This window comes from Rhizobium sp. 0TCS1.26 (assembly GCF_050455525.1).
GTDB lineage: Bacteria > Pseudomonadota > Alphaproteobacteria > Rhizobiales > Rhizobiaceae > Neorhizobium.
This window is the reverse complement of sequence record NZ_JBCIYV010000003.1, coordinates 470,702-493,207: the sequence shown is the minus strand read 5'-3', so window position 1 is coordinate 493,207 and position 22,506 is coordinate 470,702. Positions and strand designations below refer to the sequence as shown.

Below are 22,506 nucleotides of genomic sequence, written 5' to 3'. Positions count from 1 at the left end.
CGCGCCGGTCTTCACAGTTCCGCGAGGACGATCTCGCTGAACACCCGGTCGCGGCCGCCGGTCTTCGCCAGATACAGCATCTGATCTGCGGCGTTCAGCTGGTTGTCGAGGGTCTCGTTGCGGTAGAGGCTGGCAAGGCCGATCGACGCGGTCACCTGGAGCGGCCGCCCGTTGGCGGCGAAAGCCTGCCCACGCAGGTCCTCCAGCAGGCAGTTGCACAGTTCCTGCGCGTCCTCCATGCTCATCCCGGGCAGGAAAAGCGCGAACTCCTCGCCCCCCAGGCGAGCGGCGACCAGCTTGTACTGCTGGGCGGCGCGCAGCAGCATCTCGGCCACCTGGCGCAGCACGCTGTCTCCGGTCTCGTGGCCGAAATTGTCGTTGATGCGTTTGAAGTGGTCGATGTCGAGAATGGCGATCGCGCCGGCAATTTCCGAAACGCTGAAGATCCGCAGATGCTTCTCCGCCCGCTCAAAGAAGGCCCGACGGTTATAGAGGGATGTGAGCGGGTCACGCTCGGCCAGATGGCGCAGCCGCTTCAGCTGCACCAGCGTCTCGACATTGTTATTGACGCGGCACTGCAGTTCTTCCGGGACGAAGGGGCGGTAGAGGAAGTCGCTGGCGCCCGCCTTGAGGAACTGCGCCGACAGGCCGCGATCCGTCGAGGCCGACACGCCGATGATCCGGATACGGTCCGAGCCGTGCAGCGCACGGATCCGCTTGGTCAGTTCGTAGCCGTCCATGTCGGGCATGTAGTAGTCGGTGATGACGAGCTCGATCGACGGCTCGTCGATCAGGCACTGTAGGGCCTGCTGGCCGGTGACCGCCTCGTAGATGCGAAAGTTCTGCCGCTGCAGGAAGCCGACCAGATCCGTGCGCGCGGCATTGGCGTCGTCGACGACAAGCACCGAGATCATCTGGTTGGCGATGACCTTGGCGACCGCAGCGATGGCCGCGTCGAGCGTCGCGTGATTGTCCTTGATGATGTAGTCGACCAGCCGGTACTTGGCGTAATTGCTCTGCAGGTCATTGATGACGCTGCCGGAAAACAGGATCGTCGGCACGTCGCGATCCGTCAGCAGTTCAAGGATCTCGCCGTCTGCGGCATCCGGCAGGTTGTGGCCGGTGAGCGCAAGCGTGAACTGACCATTGTCGAGTGCCCGCTCAGCTTCGGCGAAGCTGGTGCACAGGTGAACCGTCGCATTGGTTTCCGCTTCGATACGTCGCTTGAGAAGCAGCGACAGCGCCACCGAGTCTTCGATCAGCAGAACATCGGCAGAGGGCGCGATGGCCGCGTTTGAAGCTTCGGCAATGCGGAATTTGTTCACCCAAGGCTCCTGAAAGGCCAGTTTCCGCGGCCTCTGAGGTCGCCGCGCCCGTTGCCGAGACAGATATCAGGAGAGCGTAAATAAACTCATGACTTACGCCGAAACTTTTGAATCAGCGGCAAGCAGCAGGCAGTAAATCAGGGTTCTCCCGGGACGTGTGGCCGCCGGAAAAGCTCGCTCCTCCTTGACGCGAATATGCAACCGGCAGGATCAACCGAAGAGGCGTTCAGGCTTCCGCAAGTTCGACTTGAATTAGCGCATCCAAATATTCGCCTGGAGCAACCGAGGCGATAACATCCTCGGCCAGCGCTTCACCGGGTGAACCAAGTACGCCGGCACGATGCGAGACCGGCTCCAGACAGAGGTAGGTCGGCATCCGGTGCACGGCGAGATGCGGCAGGGTCGGACATGCGCCAATCGTTACCACCGCTCCGCCGTCCAGCGTCAGGCTCGCGGATGACCAGTCGCGCAGATGGATCGTATATCCGGCATGATCGGGCAGGGGCCCTGGCTGTCGGCGCTCGGCTGGCTCCCCGGTCGGCAGGTTCAACGGATCGAGCGGATAGGACAACGCGGCATCGGTCGTCGCCGTCTGTCGCAGTCCGGAAGCGAAATAGGGATGCCAGCCGAGCCCGCCCGGCATGGGAAGCGCACCGATATTGACGAGACGCAGCCCAATGGTCAGCGAGCCCTCACGGACATGAAACTCCTGCTCCGCCCGGAAGTCGAACGGCCAGTCGGCATCCGCGCTGTAGTCGAGCCGCATCGACAGCCGGTCGCGGGCGTGGTCAATCACCTGCCACGGTCGCCGATGGGCAGGGCCGTGCATGACGTCGGGGGAAAGCGCCGGGTGCGGCGCAAGCTGCAATACTCGCCCCTCGTGATGCACCAGCCCGCCGCGGATCCGGTTGTGAAACGGAAACAGCGGATAGGCGCCGGCTTTCGGCCAATCGTAAGGATCGAAAGACCCATCAGCCATCGGCACCAGGATCTCGCCGAAGTCGCGGTGGACGAGCCGGCTCATCCGCCCGCCGGCATCGGGACGGAACGAAGCGCTCATCGCTCCCGCACCTATCGTGATGTCAGGCAAACGCATAGGACCCGTCGGGCCGCTTGGGAACCCGGCGCTGCCAGTGAATGTAGCCATCCTCGGACATCGCCTTCTCGTCCATCTCGACGCCCCAGCCCGGGCGATCCGGCCGAAGTTCCAGGTAGCCGTCCTTCGGCAGGTAGGGATCGGCGACGTAGCGCGCCTCGTCCTCGCGGCTCTCCACCTGCGTGCCGCCATAGACATAGACCGGTCCCTTCGGCAGCCGGTATTCGAGGATCTTGAAGCTCTGAGTGGCGGCGGCGAAATGCACGTTGACGGCGGTCGCCAGCGGGCCCATCGGGTTGTGCGGCGCGATCGGCACGAAGAAGGCCTCGGCTATGGTGGCGATCTTGCGCATCTCGGTGATGCCGCCGACGACGCAGATGTCCGGCTGGATCAAATCGGCGCCCTTCACCTGCAAGAGGCGCAGGAATTCAAAGCGGCTGTAGAGGGATTCGCCGGTCGCCAGCGTGCAATTCAGTCCCTGCTTCAGGTCGCCCCAGGCTTCGATGTTTTCCGGCCTCAGCGGCTCCTCGAAGAACAGCGGATCGTAAGGTGCCAGCGCATTGCCCAGCTGGCGCGCTGCCGCCGGCTCGAAGATCTTCGCATGCGCGTCGAAAGCGATGTCGTAATCGGCGCGAATGGTTTCTCGCAGCGACCGGAAATATTCGGCCGATGCGCGCACGACTTCGCCCCAGCGATTGGCGTGCAGGTCGATCCGCCAGGGGCTGAGCTTGAAGGCGGTAAAGCCCCAGCCCTCGTTCAGCCGGTCGAACTCGTCGCGCGCCGCCGGCGCGTCCGGGGCGGTATAGACACCGGCATAGACCTTGATGCGGTCGCGCACGGCGCCGCCGAGCAGCTTGTAGACCGGCACGTTCAGCGCCTTGGCCGCCAGATCCCACAGGCAGTGGTCGATCGCCGAAATGGCCGAGAGACCCATCGCGCCAGGCGGGAAGCGGCTCTGCTGGATCAGCAGGTTGACGAGATATTCGACCCGCGTCGGATCCTGGCCGGAAATGAAGCCGTAGAGGTAGTCGAGCAGCGGCGGGAGCGCGAGGTCGGGCCCGTGATTGTAGCACTCGCCCCAGCCGGTCAGTCCGTCATCGGTGTCCAGTGCGACGATGACACGCGGACGGTCCTTGTCGCGCGTCACGAAGACGCGCATGCGATCGATCTTCATGGTCGAAATGTCCTCAGTGGCTCATCATGGTGGTGACGTGTGGGGAGGGGTGCACCGGCTCGACGTAGCGGAACCGGCGTGAACGGTCGCGGTCGCGCGGATCCGGCCGCGGGATCGCCGACAGCAGCGCCTGGGTATAGGGGTGGTCGGGCGCGTTGCAGACCTTTTCCGCATCGCCGACCTCGACCAGCTTGCCGCGATACATGACGCCGACACGGTCGCACATGTAGCGGATGACACCGATATCATGGCTGATGAAGATGTAGGCAAGCCCGAGCTCGTCCTGCAGCCGCATCAGCAGGTCGAGCACCTGAAAACGCACCGAGACGTCGAGCGCCGATGTCGCCTCGTCGGCGACAATGATCCGCGGCTTCAGCGTGATGGCCCGGGCGATGCCGATGCGCTGACGCTGGCCGCCGGAAAACGCATGCGGATAGCGTTCGCGGCCGCGCGGGTCGAGACCGACCTGCTCCATCAGGTGGCAGACGCGCTCGTCGAGCTGCTTGCCACGCGCGACGCCGTTCACCAGCAGCGGTTCGCCGATCACCTGGGCGACCGTCATGCGCGGGTTGAGAGAGCCGAACGGATCCTGGAAGACCATGCGCAGCTCGCGCCGCGCCGCCTTCAGCGCCGAGCCCTCCAGCCGTGCCAGGTCGACCACCGTGCCATCGGCTTTGCGATAAAGCATCTCGCCGCCGGTCAGATCGTAGAGCCGCATGATGGCGCGGCCCATGGTGGTCTTGCCGGACCCGCTTTCGCCGACAATGCCGAGCGTTTCGCCCGGCAGCAGCGAGATCGAGACATCATCGACGGCTTTGAGCGTGCCGAAATGCTGCGACAGGTTTCGCACCTCGAGGATTGGCTTTGCGGCAAGGTCCAGCGGCGGGCGGGCCAGCCGGATCTCGGCCTTCTGCTCCAGCTTCAGCACAGAGCCGATCAGCATCTTCGTATAGGGATCCTGCGGCGCATGAAAAATCTGCTCGACAGGGCCGTATTCCTTGGCAACGCCGTGATGCATGACCAGCACGTCGTCGGCGATCTGTGCCACCACGCCCATGTCGTGGGTGATGAACAGAACCGCCATGCCGAAGGATGTCTGCAGCCGCTTGATGAGGTCGAGGATTTCCGCCTGCGTCGTCACGTCGAGCGCCGTTGTCGGTTCGTCGGCGATCAAGAGCTGCGGCTTGCAGGCGAGCGCCATGGCGATCATCGCCCGCTGGCGCATGCCACCGGAATACTGGAAGGCATAGCGGTCGATCGCCTCTTCCGGCTTCGGGATCTCCACCTGCCGCAAGAGGCTGATGGCTTCCGCGCGCGCCTGCGCCTTCGTCATCTTCATGTGCAGCCGGAGCACTTCGGTGATCTGGTCGCCGACCGTGTGCACCGGCGACAGCGACGACATCGGCTCCTGGAAGATCATCGCGATGTCGCGCCCGCGGATGTCGCGGATCGCCTTGGAGCGAGGATGCAGCTTCGCGAGATCCACCGACTTGCCATCGGCGGTGCTGAGGACGATCGAGCCGGAGGCGATCTCGCCGGGGCTATCGACGATCTGCAGGATCGAGCGGGCTGTGACGGACTTGCCGGACCCGCTTTCACCGACGACGCAGAGCGTCTTGCCGGTCTCGATGGAGAAGGACAAATCGTTGACGGCGCGGAAGACGCCGGTGCGCAGCTGGAATTCCGTCACCAGGTTGCGGACATCGAGCAGCGGCTTGCGGGGTGTCATGGGAACGATTTCAGACATCATCCGCCCTCACTTGTTGTAGGGATCGGCCGCATCGCGCAGGCCGTCGCCGAGAAGGTTGAGCGCCATGACGGCGACGACGACGGCGGCACCCGGCATGAACAGCCAGGGAGCCGTCGCAATCGAGCGGATGTTCTGAGCCTCGCGCAGCAGCACGCCCCAGGAGATGGTCGGCGGCTGTAGTCCAAGCCCGAGGAAGGACAGTGAGGTTTCGGCCAGGATCATCGCCGGCACGGCAAGCGTCACCGAAGCGATGATGTGGCTGGAAAAGCTCGGCAGCATGTGGCGGAAGATGATGCGCCCTTCCGACACCCCGTCTAGCCGGGCGGCGGCGACGAATTCTTCGGTGCGCAGCGACAGGAAGCGGCCGCGCACGACGCGGGCAAGCTGCGCCCAGCCGGTCAGCGACAGGATGATGGTGATCATCATGTACTGGAGTGCGGCCGGCCAGCCCTGCGGAAGGGCGGCGGCCATCGCCAGCCAGATCGGGATCGTCGGCAGCGACAGGACGAAATCGATGACCCGCTGCATGATGAAATCGATGCGCCCGCCGTAATAGCCGGAGATGCCGCCGAGGATGACGCCGAGCAGCAGGGAGATGAATACGCCGACGAGGCCGATCGACAGCGAAATCTGCGCGCCCTGGACGACGCGGCTGTAGACGTCGCGGCCAAGGCGATCGGCGCCAAACAGGAAGAGCGGCTTGGTCGGATCCGTCGAGGCGATCAGGTGGATATTGGTGTCGAACAGGCCGAGCACCGAATACTGGTAGCCGCGGCCGAACAGCTGGATCGGGATCGGCTTCGACGTATCCTCGGCGAAGATCGCAGCAAGCGTTTCCGGATCGCGGGTCAGCTTCATCGCATAGTAGTGGAGGCCCAGCGAAAATCCGTTGGACGTGTCGAAGAGATGCACCCGCTGCGGCGGGTAGAAGGTCGCCCGGGCGTTCTGCAGCACCGGATCGTTGATGGCGAAGAAGCCCGGAACCAGCGCCACGACATACATGGCGATGGTCACGAAGAGGGCGATCATCGCCAGCCGGTGGCGCTTGAATGCCCACCAGATCAGCTGCCACTGCGAGGCGACGGCGGCACGGTCCGGCTGCACGTTGACGGCGGCTATATAGACCATGATGCCCTCCTATTCGAGCCGGATGCGCGGATCGACCAGCGCCAGCAGAATGTCGCTGATCAGGGATCCGACGAGGGTGAGGGCGCAGATCAGAAGCACGAATGCGCCGGCCAGGTACATGTCCTGCGCCATCAGCGACTGGAGAAGCAGGGGCGCTGCAGTCGGCAGGTTGAGGACGATGGCGACCACCACCGAGCCGGAGATCAGGTTGGGCAGCAGCCAGGCAATGGTCGAGATGAACGGGTTGAGGGCGATCCGCATCGGGTATTTCGTCAGAAGCTTGAACTCTGACAGACCTTTGGCACGCGCCGTGGTGACGTAAGGCTTCGGCAGTTCGTCCAGCATGTTGGCGCGCATGACGCGGATGAGGCTGGCGGTCGACGAGACGGCAAGGATGATCACCGGCAGCCAGATGTGGGCCATCAGGTCCACCATCTTGCCGATGCTCCAGGAGGCTGTCTCATATTCCGGCGAGAACAGCCCGCCGACGTCCTGGCCGAATTCGACGGCGGCAATGTACATCAGCACCAGCGCCAGCAGGAACGAGGGAACCGAGAGGCCGAAGAAACTGAAGGCGGTGAAGGCGTAGTCGCCGATCGAGTATTTACGGACTGCCGAAAACACGCCGATCGGCAAGGCGATCGCCCAGGTGGCGAGCAGGCTGGCGATGGCGAGCACCAGCGTCAGCGCCATGCGCTCCCAGATGAGCCCGGAGACCGGTTGCTGCCATTCAAAGGAAATTCCGAAATCGCCGCGGGTGATAATGCCCCAGATCCACTTCACGTACTGGACGGCGAGCGGATCGCCGAGCCCGAACCGCTCGCGCAGCTGTGCGGCCGTGTTCTGGTCGATGATCTCGTTGGAGGCGGCCAGTGTTGCGATGTAGGTGGTGACGTAATCGCCCGGCGGCAGCTGGATCAGCACGAAGGCGAGAAAGCTGACGGCGAAGAGGGACGGGATCATCCACAGCAGGCGTTTGATCAGGAATTTCAGCATGAGAAGGCACTCTGAGACAAGGGCCGGGATGGAGCGCCGTCGCAGAGCGCCTGCGAGAGTGGATCCCATTTCCGGCATTGACGAGGCGCCGCGGTGTGTGGCGGCGCCGGCTCTTCAGGGCGGCTTCTGCCCGGACAGTGTGTCCGGGCAGTTTGTGCCGAGTCAGCTTGTAAAGGTGAACTGCTGCGGCAGGGCAGGGCCGGGGTTCGGCCAGGACCAGCTGTCCGGTTCCTTCTCCGGCACGTTGCGGAGATTGTTGCGGATGATGCCGAAACCGCCGACGGCCAAGCAAACGCCGATGGTCTCGAATTCTTCCGCGGTGATGTCGAACAGCTGCTTCATGAAGGCGCCACGCTTTTCTAGGTCGGCCGTCGAGCGCGCCTCGTCGAACAACTTGAAGCGCTGCTTCTGGCTTTCCGGCGGTTCTTCACCCTTGGCGCCGTTGGATGTGTACCAGAGCGTCCACGGAATGGCGTAGCGCGAGCCCTGCGGATGAAAAGCAAAGAAATCGCGCGGATCGAGCATCGGATCGAGGCCGCCCGGACCGGGCCAGACGGCCGCGTCATGGGCGTTATCATCGCCGCGCGTATAATAGAGGGCGCGCTCGATGGTGTTGACCTTGATGTCGACGCCGATCGCCGCCCAGTGCGACTTCACCAGTTCCAGCGTATCGACAAGATCCGGATAGAGCGTCGGAATGACGTCGATGGAGAAGAACACCGGCTGCCCGTCCGGCCGCAGGCGAATGCCGTTCGAGCCCTTCTTGTCGAGGCCGATCTTGTCGAGCATGCTGTTTGCCTGCTCGGGATTGAACTCGGTGAACTGCCGGCCAAGCTTCTCGTTGTACCAGGGATGGGTCGGTCGGGGACCGGCCTGGTACGGCTCGCTCTGGCCGAAATAGACGATGTCGATGATTTCCTGTCGGTTCATGCCGAGCGAAAGAGCCTGGCGGAACGACTTGTCGGCGAACATCTTGCGGATCGCCGGGTCCTTGTGGGTGATGTTGAGGTAGATCTGGCACTGCTGGGCGGCAGAGGGAACCAGCGACAGCAGCCGGTAGTCGCCCTTCTTCATGTTCTGCGACAGCGTCGGCTTGTTGGCGAGAACGCTGATATGGCGCTCCTGGATGTCGATCTTGCCGGAAATGACATTGAGCATCAGCGATTCGACATCCTGGCTGATACCGAAGTTCAACTCGTCGATGTAGGGCAGCTGGTTGCCTTCGGTGTCCACCTGCCAGAAGAACGGGTTGCGCTCCATCACCACGCGGGTCGCGCCGCCGGAATAGGGTTCCTTGACCACCCACGGGTCGAGCACCGGCTTTTCGGCGTTCGACCAGCGCGAGGGGATTTCGATGTCGCCACACTTGGCCCGGAAGAGTTCCGTCCAGCTTGATACGCCGGCCGCCTTCACCTCGGCGTCGAGACCGGCATTGTATTTCGGCAGGAACTTCATGCAGTAGTGCTTGGCAAACAGCGTCGGGTGCTGGCCGAGCGGCGTCGCCAGGTTTTCCAGATAGAGCGCATTGGCCGCGGCGAAGGTGAACTTCACCGTGCTGTCATCGATTTTCTCGACGACCACCGGCTTGCCGGCGACGGCCAACTGGGCGGGCGTTGCGCTGTACAGTTCGGTATTCTTGACGACGTCTTCGATGGCGAAGACCACGTCGTCTGCGGTGAACGGATGACCATCGGACCAGCGGATGCCTGGGATCAGGTGAAAAGTGAACTGCGTTGCGTCGTCGGAGACCTCCCAGCGTTCGGCAAGATTGGGCAGCACCTCGGTGAAATCCATGTTCCAGCGCACGAGGCCCTGGTTGCCGACCAGCCGCAGGATGCCGTTGTGGTCGGACGAACCGCGCAGACCCCGCCGCAGCGTCCCGCCATAGGTGCCAACCTTTTCAAGCGGCGTCACCACCATCGGCTTCGGCGGCAGACGCTCGGCGAGCGGCGGAAGCTTCCCGTCCTTGACCAGCGCCGCCAGCTGCGGCGCCTCCTTGCCGCCGGCCGCTCTCGCCCCATGCGGCGCAAGCGACATTGCCGCTGCAGCCCCCATGCCGGCGAGAACCGTACGACGGCTTACACCCGATTGCTTGTTCCCATCCTGCATCAGACATCTCCTCCCAAAGATCGATGGCACCGGCCGGGCTTTCGCCCGCTGCTCTCCCAAGCAGATGCCGCAACCGGCCCCTCCAAAGGCCAGCTGAGGAACCATAGGATGCTTTTCAGATCATGACAAGTATTGACAGATTTTTACAGCAACACTAATTCTGAGCGCAGCGGCGCCTGGGAGAGGACGGTCCCGACGGCAGGATCATTCGGGTCGCGCGCTATGGGAGGCCGTGATGAACAAGGGTCGACAATGAACAAGCCTGAGCTGATCGCGTCTCAGCGTAACGAGACACGCCTCAGCGACATTATCTACGAGAAGATCGTCGGGATGATTGCCGACGGCCGCTTTGCCGTCAACGAGCGGCTGCCGTCGGAAATCCATCTTGCCAGCATGCTCGGCGCCTCGCGCCCGGTCGTGCGTGAGGCGCTGGAGCGGTTGCGCACCGACCAGCTGATCGTCTCGCGCAAGGGCTCCGGATCCTATGTCCGCCAGCGGCCCGATGTATCGGTGCTGAGCGACGTTCCTGTCGGGTCGCTTGCCGATGTCCAGCGGTTCTTCGAGTTCCGCGCCGGGCTGGAGGCGGAGGCGGCGCAACTGGCGGCGCGCAACTGGCAGCCGCAGGACCGGACGCGCATCGAGGCTATGTTCGAGGCGCTGGAACAGTGTCTGCAGCGCAACGACCTCGGGACCGACGAGGATCTGGCGCTGCATGATGCGGTGGCACTTGCTACCGGCAACCAGTTCCACACATTGGCGCGCGAATGGTTCAAGCCGCATATCGCCATCGGCATGGCGGTGACGCGCAGCCTCAGCCTGAAGCGCACCGCCGCCCATGTTCGCGCCGTGCAGGACGAGCATGCGGCGATCGTCTCGGCGATCTTCGCGCGCGACGAGGCAGGCGCCCATGCGGCAATGAAGGCACATGTGCTGAACGCCAGGGCACGGATGTTCCAGGGTATCTGAGCGTTGACAGAAGCTGACGGCAGAGGGTGCCTTGACCGCGCCGAACAAGCCGTCACAGGGAGGAGATCGCATGCCAGCGCCACGCATTGTTCATCCGAAGGCACGCCATGTCATCGATACGCCGCTCAAGGTCGGTGAATCGCCGACCTGGGACGATCGCACCGGCGATCTGTGGTTCGTCGATATCCTGGCGCCGGCAGCGTTTTGCCTGCATGCCGACGGCCGCTTGTCGCGCTTCGACATGCCGGCGCTCATCGGCTGCCTTGCCCTGTGCGAGAGCGGGCGGATCGCCGTTGCTCTGCAAACCGGCGTCCATCTTCTCGATCCGAAGACCGGCACGCTCGAATTCCTCTGCGATCCGGATGGCGGACGTCCGGACAGTCGCCTCAACGACGGCAAGGTCGGCCCCGATGGACATTTCTGGGTCGGCACACGCGACGAGGCCGTGCCGCAGACCGGCAATGCAAGGCTCTACCGGGTCGCACCGGATGGCTCGTTCAGCCAGATCCTCGACGGCCTCAAGACGTCGAACGGTCTCGCCTGGAGCTCCGACGGAAAGACGATGTTCCATTCCGACAGCAGCGGCCAGTTCCTCCAGTCCTTCCCCTTCGTGCCCGAGAGCGGCGCGCTCGGCCCGCCGCGCCGGCTAACCGATTTCACCAATCTCGAGGGACGCCCGGACGGCGGCGCCACCGACATGGACGGCTTCTACTGGAGCGCCGGCGTGCTGGACGGCAAGCTCAACCGCCTGTCGCCGGAGGGCGAGATCGTCGAGGTCTACCAGATGCCCGTGTCCGGCCCCACCATGCCCTGCTTCGGCGGCCCCGAACTGAAGACACTCTACCTCTCGACCCTGTCGCGCACCGTCGACGGCGTCGAGGAGCACGGCAGCATTCTCGCCTTCGATGTCGACGTGCCGGGCGTGCCCGTGACGCGCTTCGCCATCTGACGCTATCCGGCAGCAAAGGGATCAACACCATGACCATGCAGTTTATTCGCACTGCGCTGAAGGGCGTCTCGGGCGTTCCGGTGACCGCTTATGGCCGGGACGGCGAGGTCGATACCGCCATGACGTCAAAGGTGTATGCGAAGGTCGCCGATGCCGGGATCCACAACATCGTGGCGGCCGGCAACACCGGGGAGTTCTATGCACTGACCCCGGACGAGATCCTGAAGGTCTACGAGGCAGCCGTGTCGGGCGTCGATGGACGGTCGCCGGTGACTGCGGCGATCGGGCGGTCGCAGCGCGAGGCCGTGGCGATGGCGAAGCAGGCGCAGTCGATGGGGGCATCCGCTGTGATGTCGCATCAGCCGGTCGATCCGTTTGCCGCCCCGCAGGCGCAGATCGATTATTTCCGCAATCTGGCGGATGCGACGCCGCTGCCGCTCGTCGCCTATGCCCGGGCTGACGGCTTTTCGGTCGAAGACATGGTGCGGCTTGCCGATCATCCCAACATCGCCGGCATCAAGTTCGCGACCACCGACCTGATGCTGTTGTCGAGGGCTATCCAGGCGGCTGATCCGGACGGCGCGATCTTCGTCTGCGGGCTTGCCGAAAGCTGGGCGCCGGCATTTGCCGCGGCCGGCGCGCGAGGGTTCACCTCGGGTCTCGTCAACGTTGCGCCGCAGTTTTCGCGCGCAGTGCTCTCGGCGCTCGATGCCGGCGATTTCGACGCGGCCCGCGCCATCGTCGCACGCATCGAGCCGTTCGAACGGATGCGCACCAAGTTCCGCAACGGCGCCAACGTCACCGTCGTCAAGGAAGCTGTGACGATGTGCGGTCTCGACGTTGGGCCGGTGCGCGTTCCGGGCCTGCCGCGGCTGGACGAGGCGGACCGGATGGCGCTGAAGACGCTTCTCGGCGAGTGGCAGGTTCTTCCCGAAACCGGAGAGCGACCGCGCGCCGTTGCAAACGCGGTCTGAAACTATTCCGTTTTTCTGCTGCCGCTCCGCGGATCTGCGGGCTAGTGTCGCCCGCATCAGACGAGGTGACCGCAGCAGATGACAGACCAGCCAGCCCAACGCGCCAGCGCATGCGGCATTTCCATCGGCCGCTTCAAGACCGGTCCGTTGAACGCCATCACCGACGTTGCGGGCGTGAAAGTTGGTCATGTCACGTGCGTCGAAGGCGAGCGCATCCGCACCGGCGTCACCGCGGTCCTGCCGCATGGCGGCAACCTGTTCCAGGACAAGGTGCCGGCCGGACTATCGATCTTCAACGGCTTCGGCAAGTTCGCCGGTGCGACGCAGATCGAGGAACTTGGCGAGATCGAGACGCCGATCCTGCTCACCAACACGCTCGCCGTCGGCCGGGCCATCGAGGCCATCAACCGCTACACGCTGGACCAGCCCGGGAACGAGCGTGTCGTCTCACTGAACGCCGTGGTCGGCGAAACCAATGATTCCCGGCTGAACGACATCCGCCAGCCACGCCCGAGCATAGACGAGATGCGTCAGGCGATCGAGGTCGCAACATCCGGCCCGGTCGGCGAAGGTGCGGTCGGAGCCGGAACCGGGACCGTCGCATTCGGTCTGAAGGGCGGCATCGGCACGTCTTCCCGCATCGTGCCGGTTGCTGCGCACAGCTTCACGCTCGGCGTGCTTGTGCAGTCGAACTACGGCGGCCGGCTGACGGTTGCCGGACGACATGTCGAGGACTTGGCGGAGCACGACCGCGACGGCTCCATCGTCATCATCCTGGCAACCGACGCGCCGCTCTGCCCGCGCAATCTGAAGCGGCTTGCCAGCCGCGCATTCGGCGGGCTCGCCCGCACCGGTGCCGCCCTCAGCAACGGGTCCGGCGACTATGCGCTGGCCTTTTCGACGTCCGAAGAGGTTCGCCGCACGCAGGAGCGCCGCAAGGCCGTCATGACAATCCCGTCGCTATCGAACGACATCGTCTCGCCGCTGTTCGAGGCCGCCATCGAGGCGACAGAAGAGGCGATCCTCAACTCGCTGACGATGGCCGAAGACACCCGCGGCTTCAACGCCGCGACCGGCAAGTCGAGCCTGGTGAAGGCCCTGCGCCTATCGCCGGGCGCCCATAACTGATCCCACATCCAGGAGCATTCATGTCCAGCCCGACCCTCCGCACAGTCTACCTGAACGGCGCCTTTCTGCCGGAGAACGAGGCGCGTCTGTCGATCTTCGACCGCGGCTTCCTGTTCGGTGACGGCATCTACGAAGTCACCGCCGTGCTTGAAGGCAGGCTGATCGACAGTGCCCTTCACATGGCGCGGCTGGAGCGCAGCGTCGGCGAGATCGGCGGCTTCCTGCCCGTGTCGACGGACGAGATCGTCGCCATCGAAAAGCAGTTGATCGAACGCAACGGGCTGACCGAAGGAGTCGTCTACCTGCAATACACCCGCGGCGCCGAGGACCGGAATTTCCTGTTCTCCGAGGATCTCCAGCCGACGCTGCTGATGTTCACCCAGGCCAGAACTCTTGAGCATGTGGCGGCGGTCGAAAAAGGTCTGAAGGTCAAGATCGTCCCCGACCAGCGCTGGGAAAGGCGCGACATCAAGTCCGTCTGCCTTCTGCCCCAGGTGCTCGCCAAGCGTACGGCCAAGGCGGAAGGGTTCGACGAAGCGTGGATGGTCGAGGACGGCTTCATCACCGAGGGCGCCTCGTCGACAGCTTATATCGTCACGGGCGATGGCCGCATCGTCACGCGGGGACCGTCGAACGCGACGCTGCCAGGCTGCACCCGGCTTGCCGTCCTGCAACTGGCCAAGGAGGCAGGCATGATCCTCGAAGAGCGGCCGTTCTCGGTGGAAGAAGCCCGCACCGCTGTCGAGGCCTGCCTGACCAGCGCTTCCAACTTCGTGGTGCCGATCACCAATATCGACGGACAGCCGGTCGGCGATGGGAAGCCGGGGCCGATCGTCCGCCGGCTGCGGGCGCTGTACATGGACAACGCCCGCAAGACGGCGATCTGAACCGACCGGGTACCCGCCCGTCGCTGCGATCAGAACGCCTGGTAGGCCGAAATGATCGCCACCACCTGGTCGGCGTTCAATGCGTCGATCTGCGGCGAGGTGAAGGCCAGCAACTGATCGCTGCTCAGCGACAGGAGGTCGGAGGTCGACAGGCCGGTGAGCGCTGCGGTGTTGATCGCAGCGATGTCGGCCGCCGAGAAGGTCCCGAGTTCCTGCGTGCTGAGGGCCGCGATCTGAGCAGAACTCAGGGCTGCGACCTGCGCCGGCGTCAGCGCCTCGGCCTGGGCGGTGGACAGGGCGCCGATCTGCGCGGTCGTCAGCCCGACGATCGCTTTGGTGCTGATTGCGGCAATCTGCGCCGTCTCCAGTGTTGAGATCTTGGCGGTGCCGAGAGCCGCCAGTTGCAGCGCGTTGAACACCCCGACCTGGCTGGTGGTCATCGCAGAAAGCTGCGTCGAACTCATCGCCGTCAGCTGGAAGTAGCTCAGCTTGGTTACCTGGTCAGGCGTCAATGCCGCCACCTGCTCGCCTGAAAGCTGGCTGATCGTCGTGCTCGCCAGCCCTGCCACGGCGGCGGCGCTGATCGCGGCGATGTCGGCCGAAGTCAACGCTTCCAGCACCTGCGTGCCAAGTGCGGCAATCTGACTGGCAGACAGTGCGCCGATCTGACTGGTGGCAAGGCCATCGAACTGCGACTGGGAGAGCGCGCTGATCTGGTCCGAGGTCAATGCGGCAATGGATTTCGCCGACAGCGCTCCGACCTGCTCGGGCGACAGGCTGCCAAGCCCGGCTGGGCCAAGTCCCGCCGCCTGCACCGGATTGAACGCAGAGATCTGCGACGGACTCATGGCACCGATCTGCGCTGCGGAAAGCTGGCCGATCTGGCTGCCGGACAGTCCGCCGATCTGCGCTGCGGTCAGCGCTGCGATGCGCTCGGCGCTCAGAGTACCAAGTGCGTCGCTGGCCAGCCCCGAAATGGCGGCTGCGGAAAGTGCGGCGATATCGGCGGTCGAGAAGGTGGCGATGGCGTCACTCGACAGGGCTGAGACCTGGGCTGACGTCAGTGCCGCAAGCTGCCCGGTCGACAGGTTGTCGAACTGGAGCGTCGAGAGTGCCGAAAGCTGCGTCGAGGAGAGCGCCGCAACCGCCTTCACGCCAAGCGCGCCGATCTGGTCGCCGCTGAGGCCGGTAAGCTGGCTGGTCTCAAGGCCCGAGATCTGCGTTGCGCCAAGCGCCCGGATCTGCGCCGTCGACAGGCTGGCGATCTGCAACGAGGTCAGGCTGGCGATGTGGCTGGACTGCAGCCCGGCAAGCTGACCCGAGGTCAGCGCCGCGATCTGGTCCGTGCCGATGCCGGCAAGCGTACTTGTCGGCAGGCCCGCGATCGCATTCGCGCCGATGGCGGCCACGTCCTCGGCGGAAAACGCTGAAAGGTTCTGGTTGCTGAAGGCGGCAATCTGCGTCGAACTCAGCGCGGCGACCTGGGACGGCGTGAGCGCTTCCGCCTGTTCCAGAGTGAGCGCGGCGATGTGGGCGGTCGTCAGCCCGGCCGCAGCCTTTGAGGTCAGCAGCGCGATCTGGTCCGGCGACAGGCCCGCAAGGCTCGCCGTCGCAACGGCACCGACCTGCGCCGCCGACAGCGCACGCAGCTGGGCGGAGGTCAGCGACAGGAGCTGCGAGGGGTTCAGCGCGGCGATCTGCGATGACTTCATCGAAGCGACCTGCGCCGTGGTGAGGGCTGCGAACTGGTCCTGGCTGAGCGCCGCAATGCCATCGCTCGAAAGGCCGGCGATGGCGGCCGCCGTGATAGCCGCAATGTCGCCCGTCGAGAAGGTTGCCAGCGCATCGGTTGGAAGGGCGGCAATTTGGGTGGCGGTGAGACCCGCGACCTGCGAGGCGAGGAAGGCTTCCGCCTGGTCGGCATTGAACGCGGCAAGCTGCGTCGTCGTCAGGCCGGAGATGGCCCGGGTGTTGAGCGCGGCGATCTGGTCAACCGACAGGGCAGCAATTGCAGCCGTGCCGAGCGCCGCCAGCTGGGTTGCCGTCAGGGCCTTCACCTGAGCGGTCGTCAGCGCACCGATCTGCCCGACGCCAAGCGCGCCGATCTGGTCCGTCTTCAGCACCGCAAGTTGGCCCGCCGTCAGTGCCGAAAGCTGTTCGAGACCGAGCGCCGCAAGCGTCGTCGACGAAAGCCCGCCCAGCGCCCGGGTATTGATGGCCGCGATTTCCGCTGTCGTGAACGTCTCCAGCCCGTCCGAGGTCAGCGAGGCCATCTGCGCGGCGGTGAGCGTGGCGATCTGGGTGCTGGACAGTGCCTCGATCTGGTCGAGCGTCAGGATAGCCATCTGCATCGTGCTGAGGCCGGGAATGGCCTTGGCGGTGAATGCGGCGAACTGGTCCGCATTCAAGGCGGCGACGCTGTCGGTCGACAGGGCTGCAAGCTGCGACGACGCCAGCGCGCGGATCTGGCCGGTGCTGAAGGTTTCGATCTGCGACGGGGCAAGCGCTGCCATCTGGCTGGTCTTCAACGCGGCGATCTGCGCCGTCGTCAGTGCCGACACCTGCTCGAGCGTCAGCGCCGCCAGCGTCTCTGTCGGCAGGCCGGCGATCGCCTTGGCAGCGATGGCGGCAACATCTGCGGTCGAGAAGGTCTCAAGGGCAGCCGGGGTGAGCGCGGAAAGCTGCTTGGAGGTCAGTGCAGCCACCTGCGCGGCGGTCAGCGCCTCTGCCTGGTTTGTGGACAGCGAGGCAAGCTGCAGAGAGGTGAGGCCGAGTATGGCCTTGGCACTGAGGGCGGCCACCTGATCGGTCGAGAGCGCTGCGATCTGCTCGGTGGTGATCGCTGCCAGCTGCGCGGAGGCGAGGCCCTTCAGCTGCGCCGTCGTCAACGCGCCGATCTGGCTGCTGCCGAACGAGCCGAGCTGGCTGCTGCTGAGCGCACCGATCTGGGCGGAGGTGAGAGCTGCAAGCTGGCCGCTCGACAGCAGCGCGATGGTGAGGTTCGCCAGCCCACCGATCGCCCGTGCGGAAATAGCGGCGATATCGGCGGTCGAGAAGGTGGCGATGCCGTCGGCGGAAAACAGCGCCAGCTGTTTCGGCGACAGGGCTGCCACCTGCCACGCCGTCAGCGCTTCGGCCTGCTGCGTCGACAGGGCAGCGATCTGGCCTGAGGTCAGCGAGGGAACCGCCTTGGCATTGATCGCGGCAATCTGGCTCGTCGACAGGCCGGCGAGATTGTCGCTGCTCAGCGCCGCAAGCTGCAGGCCGGTCAGCGTGCGGATCTGCGACGGGTTCAGCACCTCCACCTGGTCCGACGTCAGAGACTTGACCTGCTGGGCGCTCATCGATGCCACCTGCAGGGTCGTCAGGGCAGCGATCTGGTCGGTCTCCAGGCCGGAGATCAGCGTCGAAGAAAGGGCACTGATCGCCTTGGCGCTGATTGCCGCGATATCGGCGGTCGAGAAGGTGGCGAGATCCGCGGCGTCCAAGGCTGCGATCTGCTTGGCGCTCAGCCTCGAGATCTGTGCGGGCGTCAGCGCCTCGGCCTGATCGCTGCTGAGGGCGCCGATCTGTGCCGTGGAAAAGGCCGCAACCTGCGCGGCACCAAAGCTGGCGATCCGGTCGGTACCGAGCGCCGCCAGCTGGTCGAGCGACAGGCCCGGGAGCGACTTCACCGCGATCGAAGCGATCTGCGCGGTGTTGAGCGCGGCGATGTCCTCGCTCTCCAGCGCAGCGATCTGCTTCGACGAAAGAGCGTTCACCTGGGCCGCCGACAGCTGCGAGACGTCGCTCGAGGTCCAGGAGGCGATGGAGGCGGTCGACAGCGCCTTGATCTGGTAGATGCTGAGATTGGGAACGATGGAGGTCATTGGCAGCGGCCCTCGGAGCAAATGGATTGGCGGCACTACGCGAGCGCCGGCAGCCGACTGCCAGAGTGATCCGCCTGCTTCGGATCGAAAAACTCTGTCGCTCGTCCGATGTCGCCCGGCCGCCGAGTGCCGGTTTCCCTGGCTGCTGCATGCGGATGAGATCCGTTACACCGCATGGCTTGCCCGAGCCTGTGGTGGCTGGCGGGCGCCTTGGCCGCTGGATCAGGCGACCTGCAGTAGCTCCCAGATCCGCCTGACGATCGCCCGGCCGTTGTCGCGTGACCGGTAGAGGCGGATCTCCACCGCGATGTCCCATTCGGGACCGCCCGCCCGCACCAGCACGCCCGCGGCAAGCTCGTCCTTCACCAGGCTTTCCGGCACCCAGGCGAGACCGCAGCCGGCCATCGCCATCGCCTTCAGCCCGACAGACATGCTGCCGACATGCACGCAGGTGTTGGGCGGCAGGCGGTCCGCAAGCGCGCCGGCGATGAGCTGGCCGAAGAACGAGCTCTTCTGGTAGCTGGCATGCAGGAAGCTCGGCTCGATCGGGTGACGCGCCGCGCCCCGTTCATCCGGAGCACTGACCGGCACGATATTTTCACGACCGAGCGTCAGGTGCTCGAACTCCGGCCCGAGCAGCATCGGCACATGCGCGTGCTGGTAGGTGAGGAGGAAATCGGAATGGCCGTCGACCAGCGAGTTGAGGTTCTCCTCCATGCTGCCGGAATCCGGCCGCAGGTGCGAGACGAGCGGTCCGACAGCCGCTCCCAATGTCTGTATCCAGCCCGGAAAGAAGGTGATGGACAGCGTGTGCAGCGCCGTCAGCGTCACCCGCTGCACCTCGGCGCCGTCCTCCGGCCGGAGATTGCGGCGCGCCTGATAGAGTGATCGCAGCGTCTGCTCGGCGACCGGAACGAACCGCTCGCCGGCCTCCGTCAGCCGCGACGGATAAGTGGCGCGATCGATCAGGCTCGTGCCGACCCAGGCCTCCAGCTGGCGGATGCGGCGGCTGAATGCCGATTGCGTCACATGCCGTTCGTCGGCGGCCCTGGAGAAGTTCAAGGTCCCGGCCAGTGCCAGAAAGTCCTCCAGCCATTTGACTTCCACGATGCTCTCCGTTTCCAGGCCACAAGTTGGGCGGTGCCGGTCAGACCGGCATCAGTGCCGACGGGTATATTCCATCATCCGGGCCCGGCCGAGCACCAGTTCCAGCCGATCGTCCGCAAGCATGTGGATACAGACGCGCTTGGTCCATGGCCCGTCCTTCAAGGTGAACAGGAAACGGCCGTTTCCGAGCGCGGCAAGCGGCATGCCATGGCGCACCGGGCCGATCCCCATCGTCAGCACATCCGCCGCAATCTCCAACCGCGCACCTTCGGGAGAAATCCACTCGCCGGACAGGGTCTCCGGCACATCCACAGTCCGGACCGGCACGAAACGCCGTGCCGCGTGACCGACCTCGCCGACGATCTCATCGCCGTCCATCCGCAGCCGCAAGGGAGAGGAGGCGGAGCGGGAGGAGACCCAGCCGTCGCCGTCGTCATAAATCGTTTCGTCGGCATCGAGATAGGTGACCGTGCTGCCGGCGACCTTGATCCACCAGGGGCCCTCCTGCGTGACATAGAGCCCGTCGATCAGGGCCGTCGAAACGCGGGGCAACGGCAGGCCGCGCAGCGCCGCCATGGCCTGCAACGCGATCCCGTAGCCGTTGGTATCCTCGCGGTTCGAGACGACGACGAAGCCGGCGTTCGTGTCCGGATCGAGAAGGAAATAGGTCTTGTAGCCAGGGTGCGACCCGCCGTGGCCGATGAAGTCCTGGCCGTCGAGCACGGACCGGCGCAAGCCGAGGCCATAGCCGCTCGGCCGGCCGTCGGCGAGGAGGCGCGGTGAAGCCAGCCGCTGCAGGATGTCGCCGAACGGTCCTGTGTCGGCCATCAGCATGCGCAGCCAGGCGACGAGGCTTTCGCCGCTGCCGGTCATGCTGCCGGATGCCGACAGGTGCAGGCCGGCAGACGACAGCTGCCAGCGCTCATCGCCGCGCCAGTAGCCGGGGACAAGGCCGGCGACCGGATCGTGCCAGACATCCGGCGCGTCGAACTCGGCGCCCGCCCGGCGTCCGGCTGCCTGGATGAAAGACTTGAACGACATGCCCTTTCGCGCGAGCGCCGCCTCCACCAGCCGATAGCCGGTATTCGAATAGGAGATCTCCGTGCCTGCCTCGTAGTTGAGGCGTGTCTGGCGGAAGATGAAGTTCAGCAGCTCCGTCGAGCGGGTCTCGGTATAGACAGAAAGCCCCAGCAGGGTCACGCATTCGCGTGTATCGGGCAAGCCGCCGCTCATGTCGAGTGCCTGCCCGACGGACACCGCGGCAAGCGGCGCCTGCAGTTCCGGCAGATGATCGCCGAGCCTGTCGTCGAGCCCGATCAGTTCGGGCTGGGACAGCACCATGGCGCAGAAGGCGTGCTTGGTCACCGAGGCGTACCGCACGACACTCCGGGCGCTGAACGGCACCAGCGTCGCAAGGCTTTCCATTCCGCCACAGGCGGAAAACCGGATGCCGTCGAGATCGAAGCCTATGACCGCGCCGCCCGGCGCATCCGGCCCCCAGCCATCGGTGAAGGTTTTGGCCGCGGCAGCGGCGGCGTCCCAGTCCAGTGACATCGTCATTCCTCGCTCGAAGCATCGGCTCTCGGGCGAGCCACTGACGTCCACCGTCTACCAGCGCTCGCCGCCTGCGACCAATTCCATTTTGCACGAACGCCATGCGCAGTTTGCATTTGCCGGGCGGTGCGACCATACCTACCAGTGCATCCACCCTCAGACACAAGCTCCCCGGAATATCGCGATGTCATCCAGTCCTGCCACCATCCCCGTCTTCGACGGCCACAACGACGTCCTGCTGCGCATGCGCCGCGCCGGTCAGGCCGATCCGGTGCAGGGCTTCCTCGACGGCGAGGCAACGGGTCACATCGATCTGCCGCGGTCGCGTGCCGGTCACCTGGCCGGCGGCCTTTGCGCCATATTCGTCCCGCCGCCGAGCATGCGTCCGGATGCCAACGGCGATTTCCTCGCCCCGGCCCAGGCCGACGCCCTGAACGAGACAATGGCCATGACGCGCCTGCTGTTCGAGCTCGAAGCCCGCTCGCAGGGTGCCGTCACCGTCTGCCGCAGCGCTGCGGCCATCCGTGCGGCGATGAACGCGGGATCGTTTGCCGCCGTCTTCCACATCGAGGGTCTGGAGATGGTCGGTGCCGACCTCGACGCGCTCTACCTCCTGCACCAGGCGGGTCTGCGGACGTTGGGACCGGTCTGGAGCCGTCCGAACATCTTCGCCTACGGCGTTCCGTTCCGCTTCGGATCGACGCCGGATATCGGGCCGGGCCTGACGGAAGCGGGCAGGGCCCTCGTGCGGGCCTGCAACGACCTGAAGATCATGATCGATCTTTCGCACATGAACGAGCAGGGTTTCTGGGACATCGCCCGGCTGTCGCAGGCACCGCTCGTCGCCTCGCATTCGAACGTCCACTCCCTCTGCCCGCATAGCCGCAATCTCACAGATCGACAGCTCGATGCCATTCGCGACAGCGGCGGTCTCGTTGGCATCAATTTCGGCGTGCTGTTCCTCCGCGACGATGGGGCCCGCAACGGCGATACGCCGCTGTCGAAGATCGTCGACCATGTCGCCTACGTCGCAGATCGCATCGGTATCCAGCACGTGGCACTGGGATCCGATTTCGACGGCACGACAGTGCCCAAGGAACTCGGTGATGCCGCCGGCCTGCCACGGCTGATCGAGGCCCTGCGTCAGCGCGGCTTCGACGACGCGGCGCTGGCAGCCATCGGCCACGGTAACTGGCTCGACGTGCTGGAGCTCACCTGGGGCGACTGAGCCTAATCCACCTCTTCTCTGTTCAACAAGTCGCGCTTCTCGCAGGGCCGGCACGTAAGCGCTTGCGCACTTAACGTGCGTTGAAGCCACATCAGCGTGCCTGAGCGGCATCGCTCTAAAACAAGAGTCTGTTTGTCATGTTAAATATGTTGACAAAAGGAATCATGTTTTTTATTCGGTAGAAATAAGGCACCGGCGTCTCGGCGGCCTCACCCACCACATCAACGCTCTCTGTGCGCGGCAGCTTCGCCGTGTCCGTGCGCGTG

At 64.9% G+C, this 22,506-nt stretch carries 16 protein-coding genes; 6 read left to right on the top strand and 10 right to left on the bottom strand.

The annotated features are described in order from the left end of the window. Positions 1–11 precede the first annotated feature (11 nt). From AAIH46_RS16335 to AAIH46_RS16305, 7 genes are all read right to left on the bottom strand, one after another. Positions 12–1,325 carry a GGDEF domain-containing response regulator gene (locus tag AAIH46_RS16335; protein WP_430307032.1) on the bottom strand — a complete coding sequence of 438 codons (1,314 nt, stop codon included), beginning with the start codon at positions 1,323–1,325 and terminating at the stop codon, positions 12–14. Between the two features lie 226 nt (positions 1,326–1,551). Next, entirely contained in the window at positions 1,552–2,421 is an 870-nt protein-coding gene (locus tag AAIH46_RS16330) for an aldose 1-epimerase (RefSeq protein WP_430307031.1), read from the bottom strand. Beyond that, complete coding sequence (locus tag AAIH46_RS16325) at positions 2,408–3,595, bottom strand: galactarate dehydratase (protein WP_430307030.1); 1,188 nt, start codon at positions 3,593–3,595, stop codon at positions 2,408–2,410. The genes AAIH46_RS16330 and AAIH46_RS16325 overlap by 14 nt, the downstream gene beginning before the upstream one ends. Positions 3,596–3,608: 13 nt before the next feature. Continuing rightward, positions 3,609–5,342 (bottom strand): ABC transporter ATP-binding protein, encoded by a 1,734-nt coding sequence (locus AAIH46_RS16320; RefSeq protein ID WP_430307029.1) that lies wholly within the window; start codon positions 5,340–5,342, stop codon positions 3,609–3,611. A gap of 9 nt (positions 5,343–5,351) precedes the next feature. Next, the gene (locus AAIH46_RS16315; RefSeq protein ID WP_430307028.1) at positions 5,352–6,473 is read right to left on the bottom strand and encodes an ABC transporter permease; all 1,122 of its coding nucleotides are present in this window, start codon (positions 6,471–6,473) and stop codon (positions 5,352–5,354) included. Between the two features lie 9 nt (positions 6,474–6,482). Continuing rightward, positions 6,483–7,469 (bottom strand): ABC transporter permease, encoded by a 987-nt coding sequence (locus tag AAIH46_RS16310; RefSeq protein ID WP_430307027.1) that lies wholly within the window; start codon positions 7,467–7,469, stop codon positions 6,483–6,485. A 162-nt stretch (positions 7,470–7,631) separates the two neighbouring features. Next, the gene (locus AAIH46_RS16305; RefSeq protein ID WP_430307026.1) at positions 7,632–9,578 is read right to left on the bottom strand and encodes an ABC transporter substrate-binding protein; all 1,947 of its coding nucleotides are present in this window, start codon (positions 9,576–9,578) and stop codon (positions 7,632–7,634) included. Positions 9,579–9,830: 252 nt separating this feature from the next. On the opposite strand from AAIH46_RS16305, the gene AAIH46_RS16300 reads away from it, so the two are divergent. The 5 genes from AAIH46_RS16300 (at position 9,831) to AAIH46_RS16280 (ending at position 14,482) form a co-directional block, all read left to right on the top strand. Beyond that, entirely contained in the window at positions 9,831–10,544 is a 714-nt protein-coding gene (locus AAIH46_RS16300; RefSeq protein ID WP_430307025.1) for a FadR/GntR family transcriptional regulator, read from the top strand. Positions 10,545–10,614: 70 nt separating this feature from the next. Next, on the top strand, positions 10,615–11,493 hold the full coding sequence (locus AAIH46_RS16295) for an SMP-30/gluconolactonase/LRE family protein (protein ID WP_430307024.1): 879 nt from the start codon (positions 10,615–10,617) through the stop codon (positions 11,491–11,493). Between the two features lie 29 nt (positions 11,494–11,522). Next, positions 11,523–12,467 (top strand): dihydrodipicolinate synthase family protein, encoded by a 945-nt coding sequence (locus AAIH46_RS16290; protein ID WP_430307023.1) that lies wholly within the window; start codon positions 11,523–11,525, stop codon positions 12,465–12,467. A gap of 78 nt (positions 12,468–12,545) precedes the next feature. Continuing rightward, entirely contained in the window at positions 12,546–13,595 is a 1,050-nt protein-coding gene (locus AAIH46_RS16285; RefSeq protein ID WP_430307022.1) for a P1 family peptidase, read from the top strand. Positions 13,596–13,615: 20 nt separating this feature from the next. After that, on the top strand, positions 13,616–14,482 hold the full coding sequence (locus tag AAIH46_RS16280; protein WP_430307021.1) for a D-amino-acid transaminase: 867 nt from the start codon (positions 13,616–13,618) through the stop codon (positions 14,480–14,482). 29 nt (positions 14,483–14,511) lie between these two features. Here AAIH46_RS16280 and AAIH46_RS16275 read toward each other — a convergent pair whose 3' ends face one another. The 3 genes from AAIH46_RS16275 to AAIH46_RS16265 all read right to left on the bottom strand — a co-directional run bounded on the left by AAIH46_RS16275 (position 14,512) and on the right by AAIH46_RS16265 (position 21,018). Beyond that, complete coding sequence (locus tag AAIH46_RS16275; protein ID WP_430307020.1) at positions 14,512–18,351, bottom strand: beta strand repeat-containing protein; 3,840 nt, start codon at positions 18,349–18,351, stop codon at positions 14,512–14,514. Positions 18,352–18,573: 222 nt separating this feature from the next. After that, positions 18,574–19,458 carry a LysR substrate-binding domain-containing protein gene (locus tag AAIH46_RS16270; RefSeq protein WP_430307019.1) on the bottom strand — a complete coding sequence of 295 codons (885 nt, stop codon included), beginning with the start codon at positions 19,456–19,458 and terminating at the stop codon, positions 18,574–18,576. Positions 19,459–19,509: 51 nt separating this feature from the next. Then, complete coding sequence (locus AAIH46_RS16265) at positions 19,510–21,018, bottom strand: serine hydrolase domain-containing protein (protein ID WP_430307018.1); 1,509 nt, start codon at positions 21,016–21,018, stop codon at positions 19,510–19,512. A gap of 178 nt (positions 21,019–21,196) precedes the next feature. Here AAIH46_RS16265 and AAIH46_RS16260 point away from each other — a divergent pair, with 178 nt between their 5' ends. After that, positions 21,197–22,240 carry a dipeptidase gene (locus tag AAIH46_RS16260; protein WP_430307016.1) on the top strand — a complete coding sequence of 348 codons (1,044 nt, stop codon included), beginning with the start codon at positions 21,197–21,199 and terminating at the stop codon, positions 22,238–22,240. Positions 22,241–22,506 lie beyond the last annotated feature (266 nt).